Below are 5,010 nucleotides of genomic sequence, written 5' to 3'. Positions count from 1 at the left end.
ACTTCCTCTCACTGACATGAATGCTAAGTTGTCATGGTTTTGTTAGGATTTCTCCCTTCTTAAACCAAGCGGTTTTCCTTGAGTATTTCTACTCATTTCAACCAACGGGTCGCACGAAATTTTCATCGAATCTTCCCTTCCGTTTCAGTTCACTGGGCAATGCATAAGGGTCATTGCAGGTAGTTACAACAAACACGCCAGCCGTACACTCACTCATAAATGTGAGCAGATTTCCCAGAATACGCTGGGAAACTCCAGAAGTGTCACCAGTCCCCGAAAGTGCTTTTTCTATTTCATCAACCCATAAGACGCACGGTGCGATAGCCTCGGCAGTTTTCAAAGCACGACGGACATTGCCCTCAGATTCGCCAACCAGAGAGCCAAGGAGGGACGCAATATCAAGTTGCAGCAGTGGTAAGTTGAGAATGCTAGCAATGTTTTTGGCGCAAATCGACTTACCAACTCCGGGCGGCCCCGCGGACATTGGCAAGTAGTAGGTTACAAGCAAACCCAAACCAGCATGATGTCGAAATTCATGCCACTTGGCTCGATTCAGCCAATCTTTTAGCCACATTGCATCGGACTCAAGTTCACCATCATTGCGAGAACAACCATCTGACTTTTCCCAACAAGCGGTTAAGGTGCATAGCCCACCATTTTTTTCAGCTTCTTCCAAATGTTCAGGAGTAAAGTATTGATATGCCAGATCAATATGTGGCTCAAAATTCAGCACCCACTTCAGCTTTTCTAGTTCGCTTGACTTTAGGTAAATTGTCAGCCCGAACTCACCATATTTTCTGGCTTTACCATCGACTGGGTGAACGTAACCTAACACTAACATTGTCTACTCCCAAAAATTTTTATGGGGAGATTGTTTTGTTCTCCCCGCTTTTTCTTACTGGCGTAGTCGTGTTTGATGTGTTGAAGTCATACGTTGTTGTTGCGCTTCGGGCTTAAATTCCCGTTCGCTTTCCACAACTCCCAAAGCTTCTTCAAACGGTTGGGTAGCTGATAAACAAGACAACCCCTCAAATCCCTCCGCTTCTACTCGAACTTCACCTGTAGCCGAGTCAAAATGTATCAGTATTGAACGTTCCATAATTACCTCCGTGTGTATTGTTTAACTTCTTGATGTCCAGCGAAAGTCAGCCGTAGGGTTTGCACACTCCCATTGGTTTCTTCTGTGATGTTGCATTCCCCAAATTGTTCTTGTAACTCGGCAGCTTTGGCGCGAACCATCCGTTTGCCGTAAGCTTCCATCAGTTTGTGGCTAAAGAAATCTTGTCCCAGCCGTGGAACTGTTTCATAAGTATCGTGTATAATGTCGTACATATCGCTTGTTTGATTCCACTTGAATCCGATGTCTGCACGAGCTTGAATTGCGCGACCAGAAACTATAATTTCAGCGCTCTGTCCTTGTGAACTACCATAGTAGCCCTTAAGTGGCTGTGGTTTTTCGTGGACTTGCGGTGAAAGATTCAAATCAAAAAGCGCTTGCAACAAACAATCGTGATTGCTTAATTTGGTTTTAACAGTTGAGAAATGCGACATAATGTTATTCCCTTTGTCATCTGGTTTGAGAAATAGTAAAAGTGCGATATCCTTTTGGAACGTGAATATTGCACTTTTAATACACCGATCAAGTCTTGAGCGAATGCACACTTGCCCAAGACTATTTTTTTACCTGAACTTAAACGCGCTAACTGTAGCTTTCGCCAGTCCCACGTCATCAAGGGCAAGCTGTTGGAGATTGCGCTGTTCGTCTAGGAGTTTGACCCGAATTTGTTCCATCTTTTGCTGCAACTGACTGCGCCCATCACTGGCAAGATTTTTTGACTCAATCGCTGGATCGGTGACAATCGAATCCAAATGCTCCATCATCTGCTGTAAACTGCTGCCAGCTTCAGGGGATGCATTTGCCAGTAACACCCGCACTTTCATCAAGTGTTTTTCCATTTTCTTTTTGAACTGGACTGGCTTGCGTCCTGGTTCCCAGTCGCTCAGTTCTTCAAGGAGTTGCGCCGCCAGTTGTTCACCACCAGCTTGAGCAGATTCCCGTAGCCTATCCACAAATGGTAAGAATTACTTGCTCGTAAGTTCGAGAATTAAGTGGAAATCTCTGTTGAGCAATGCGAAAAATTTTAACGAGCCTAATTACGTGTTCCACAAAAATGCGTTTACTGGAAAATTCTTTATTTTCTGCTTTTTGCTGTGCAGTTAATTCTCTGTTACGCGGCTTCTTGTAAGGAGTCTTTATATTATCCCCTCCTTGATATGCTTTATCCCCTTCAAACCTTTGGTCTTTTTCAAACTTTTCTTGCTGTTTACGGAAGAAACTAATATCACTAGTCGGACCCTTTTTACCCACCTCTACATCTACTATGTCTTTGCCTTCAGGTAACGTAATAAACTGATTTTTAAATGTGTGCTGTTTCTTCTTACCTGAAAAATATTCTTGCTGTTCCTGATTATCTGAGGGTCTTTCCCTCGGCTGTTCCATGCTGTCTACAATTAACTGAAATTCTTTCAATAGTTCTTTAGCGATCGCTTTGGAGCCATCATTTGTTTCAACTTGTTCAAGGAGGCTAGCAGGCAAAACTTTTCGTAAGATTTTTAGCCAGTAATGGAACGTGTCGTTTGCCTCGGTTTTAGAAATCCCAAAATGCAACCCTAAAATTTCAAATGTTGGCATTTGTCTCAAATAAAATAGGCATAGACATATCTCCTCAGAAATTTCTAGTTTTGGTTTACGGCCTCGGTTGCAATGATTTGGCGATCCTGTGTGGTTAACGGATCTTTTGTTGGCGCAGGGGCTAAACTTTGTGTCATCATTAGAAATACCTCTTGTTTGGGGTAAAAAGGCGATCGCAGAGTTTGGTAGACGTAGCCATCGCCTTTTGTTTTGCGTAAACAACGTTGTGGTTTACCGCAACGCTCTCAAATTGCTTTGGCGTAGCCTCATATTTCTAAATTTCAGTTATTGTCTAGCAAGAATTCACAGCACAGGGCTGTAAAGAAGGTATTCAGTAATTGCCCTCTGTGCAGTATGAGTGAAATAGCAAAAGGCGACCGCATACTTTTAGAGTAGCGATCGCCTTGATTCTGGAATGTTGATTTTTTATAACCAGTTTTTAGACTTAGTTAGGTCATCGGACTTATCTCCGGCGATTTGAGCGTTACAAGGTTACTTCCGGCTACTCCGGTTTTAGCTCCGGCTACTTTTCCCAGCGGCACTTCAGTTTTGGTTCGTCAATGTTCGTTGAATTAGTTTGCGATCCCTTTTTGCATTCGAGTGCAGGCAGTTCGCTTTTCCTTACAATCATTGTGCAACTTTTAGTTGTTTTTGCAACCCCTAATTGCACAATTTTGGTTGATTTTAAACACAGTAATTCAGCTAAGGTACAGCCAAATACTTGACATAAGCCGCTGACAAGCTCTGGAGAAGCGTTTTTGACTTCTGTATTTGTCTCCATCCTGTTCAAATACTGGCGAGAAATCTCTACTTCAAGTTCAGCAAGCTTTTTGGACAAAGTTACCAATGGCATATCGCCACGTAATGCACGCATCTTATGCCCACGTGCATCTGTCCATTTAATAGACCCCACTTCACTAAGTGGCAACATTACGACCTCTGATTGTTCTTCTTGGCTAGTCATATTATGTAACTTTTAGTTGACAAAAACAATAGCTTACTGCAACTATTAGTAGCAAATAGTGAGCCAGTGAGATCACAACTCAGAGAAAATCAATATAAACCCCATGCTTCATCTTGGCTAGGACTGTAAACCAATGGTTGCTTTGAGGAACCACAATCAAAAAGGTCATTCGCAACCTTTAGTTCGCGTAGCGTTAGCCTGCAATTGTGATTTTCAGTTCAACTGATATAGACTGCCATAATTGACAATGGAGTGGTATCGATTTTTATGTTGGAGCAACAACCGGAAAATTTAGAGTTTTCTATTAAACAGTTAGCCACAGAAGCGTTACAAAAATCAGATCCCTCGGCATGGTTTGAAGTTTTATATGCCAAAGCCAAAGGGGACACAGCACAAATTCCTTGGGCTAAGTTAGCTCCTCATCCTTAGAAGCAAGATTGGTTGACGAATCATGAACCGTTCGCTTCTGGGCAAAAGGCACTAGTTATTGGTTGTGGCTTAGGAGACGATGCCGAAGCAATAGCTAGTCTGGGATTTGAAGTAACCGCCTTTGATATTTCACCGACAGCAATCGCTTGGTGTCAGGAGCGTTAGGGCATCGGCGCGATGCCTTTCATCTTGAATAGCCCTAGCGGCGGCGAGTGCTTCTGGTAACAACTCTGGTGGCAGCTTGTCCATAAACACTTCAAACCGCAAATGTCGCTTAACACGATATTTTTCGTCATTAACACATTATTTGTCGGCGATCGCCTCCGGTGAGCGCTTGCTGTGGCGTTTCGCGCTATTCGCCACTCAGGCTGAACAAGGTTGAGACATCTAGTTACATATTAAAGTAACTGGTTCAAAATAAATGATGTTGGTTCTAATTTCTGCGACTTCGCGCCAGATTTGCCACCAACACCCCACTCATCACTCCAATAGCCCACATCAGAAGGACTCTCGGCAATAAAAGAGAGAATCGATTGGGGAGACGATAGACTAACCTCCATCTAGTGATCGCTACTTCCTCCATCCTCAGATTTACCTTCTCAGCACTCCACTAGGGTAAGTGTAGAGAATTTGTAAATATTCTTATTGGTTCTCAGTTGTTTACCCTATACCTTCACACCCAAAAGCCAGTCATATTATAGAAGTAGTCCAATCTGAAGAAGCATTGAAACTCAATACTGCTCGGGTAAAGCATTTTCAACTCGGAATTAGGCTCGGGGAAAAGGTTACTGGGTTTAGCAATACCTTAGCCAAAATAAGAGGATGAGGAGAGAGGGCCGATGTAGTAGAGTTATTGTCTCTCACAACGACAACTCAAAAACCACAATCAGCCCATGTCCGATATCTTATCACTGCTACAATGCTT

At 43.0% G+C, this 5,010-nt stretch carries 8 protein-coding genes and 2 pseudogenes; 3 read left to right on the top strand and 7 right to left on the bottom strand.

What is annotated here, in order from left to right; genetic code table 11:
• Positions 1-115: 115 nt before the first annotated feature.
• The 5 genes and pseudogenes from LC653_RS44685 to LC653_RS44665 all read right to left on the bottom strand — a co-directional run.
• A pseudogene (locus tag LC653_RS44685) lies at positions 116-481 on the bottom strand (AAA family ATPase); the annotation flags it as partial.
• A 414-nt stretch (positions 482-895) separates the two neighbouring features.
• Entirely contained in the window at positions 896-1,099 is a 204-nt protein-coding gene (locus tag LC653_RS44680) for a DUF2997 domain-containing protein (protein ID WP_229501656.1), read from the bottom strand.
• Between the two features lie 2 nt (positions 1,100-1,101).
• On the bottom strand, positions 1,102-1,551 hold the full coding sequence (locus LC653_RS44675; RefSeq protein WP_229501655.1) for a DUF1257 domain-containing protein: 450 nt from the start codon (positions 1,549-1,551) through the stop codon (positions 1,102-1,104).
• Positions 1,552-1,680: 129 nt separating this feature from the next.
• Positions 1,681-2,064, bottom strand: a pseudogene (locus LC653_RS44670) (hypothetical protein); the annotation flags it as partial.
• Positions 2,063-2,692 (bottom strand): transposase family protein, encoded by a 630-nt coding sequence (locus LC653_RS44665; protein WP_229501654.1) that lies wholly within the window; start codon positions 2,690-2,692, stop codon positions 2,063-2,065. The gene LC653_RS44665 and the pseudogene LC653_RS44670, both read right to left, overlap by 2 nt.
• Before the next feature lie 130 nt (positions 2,693-2,822).
• On the opposite strand from LC653_RS44665, the gene LC653_RS44660 reads away from it, so the two are divergent.
• Positions 2,823-3,014 (top strand): hypothetical protein, encoded by a 192-nt coding sequence (locus tag LC653_RS44660; RefSeq protein WP_229501653.1) that lies wholly within the window; start codon positions 2,823-2,825, stop codon positions 3,012-3,014.
• A gap of 201 nt (positions 3,015-3,215) precedes the next feature.
• On the opposite strand, the gene LC653_RS44655 is transcribed toward LC653_RS44660, so the two are convergent.
• Positions 3,216-3,656: a helix-turn-helix domain-containing protein gene (locus tag LC653_RS44655; protein WP_229501652.1), complete on the bottom strand. Its 441-nt coding sequence runs from the start codon at positions 3,654-3,656 to the stop codon at positions 3,216-3,218.
• A 252-nt stretch (positions 3,657-3,908) separates the two neighbouring features.
• Between LC653_RS44655 and LC653_RS44650 the strand changes: the two genes are divergently transcribed.
• Together LC653_RS44650 and LC653_RS44645 are read left to right on the top strand one after the other, a co-directional pair.
• A complete protein-coding gene (locus tag LC653_RS44650; RefSeq protein ID WP_229501651.1) occupies positions 3,909-4,085 on the top strand; it encodes a hypothetical protein in 177 nt (58 codons plus the stop codon).
• 12 nt (positions 4,086-4,097) lie between these two features.
• Positions 4,098-4,250: a class I SAM-dependent methyltransferase gene (locus LC653_RS44645; protein ID WP_229501650.1), complete on the top strand. Its 153-nt coding sequence runs from the start codon at positions 4,098-4,100 to the stop codon at positions 4,248-4,250.
• Between the two features lie 233 nt (positions 4,251-4,483).
• Here the strand turns inward: LC653_RS44645 and LC653_RS44640 are convergent, their stop codons facing one another.
• Entirely contained in the window at positions 4,484-4,645 is a 162-nt protein-coding gene (locus LC653_RS44640; RefSeq protein ID WP_229501649.1) for a hypothetical protein, read from the bottom strand.
• Positions 4,646-5,010: the final 365 nt, after the last annotated feature.

Source organism: Nostoc mirabile CHAB5784 (assembly GCF_020829645.1).
Taxonomy (GTDB): Bacteria; Cyanobacteriota; Cyanobacteriia; order Cyanobacteriales; family Nostocaceae; genus Nostoc; species Nostoc mirabile.
The sequence above is the reverse complement of the archived record's forward strand: the minus strand, read 5'-3'. Positions and strand labels throughout refer to the sequence as shown.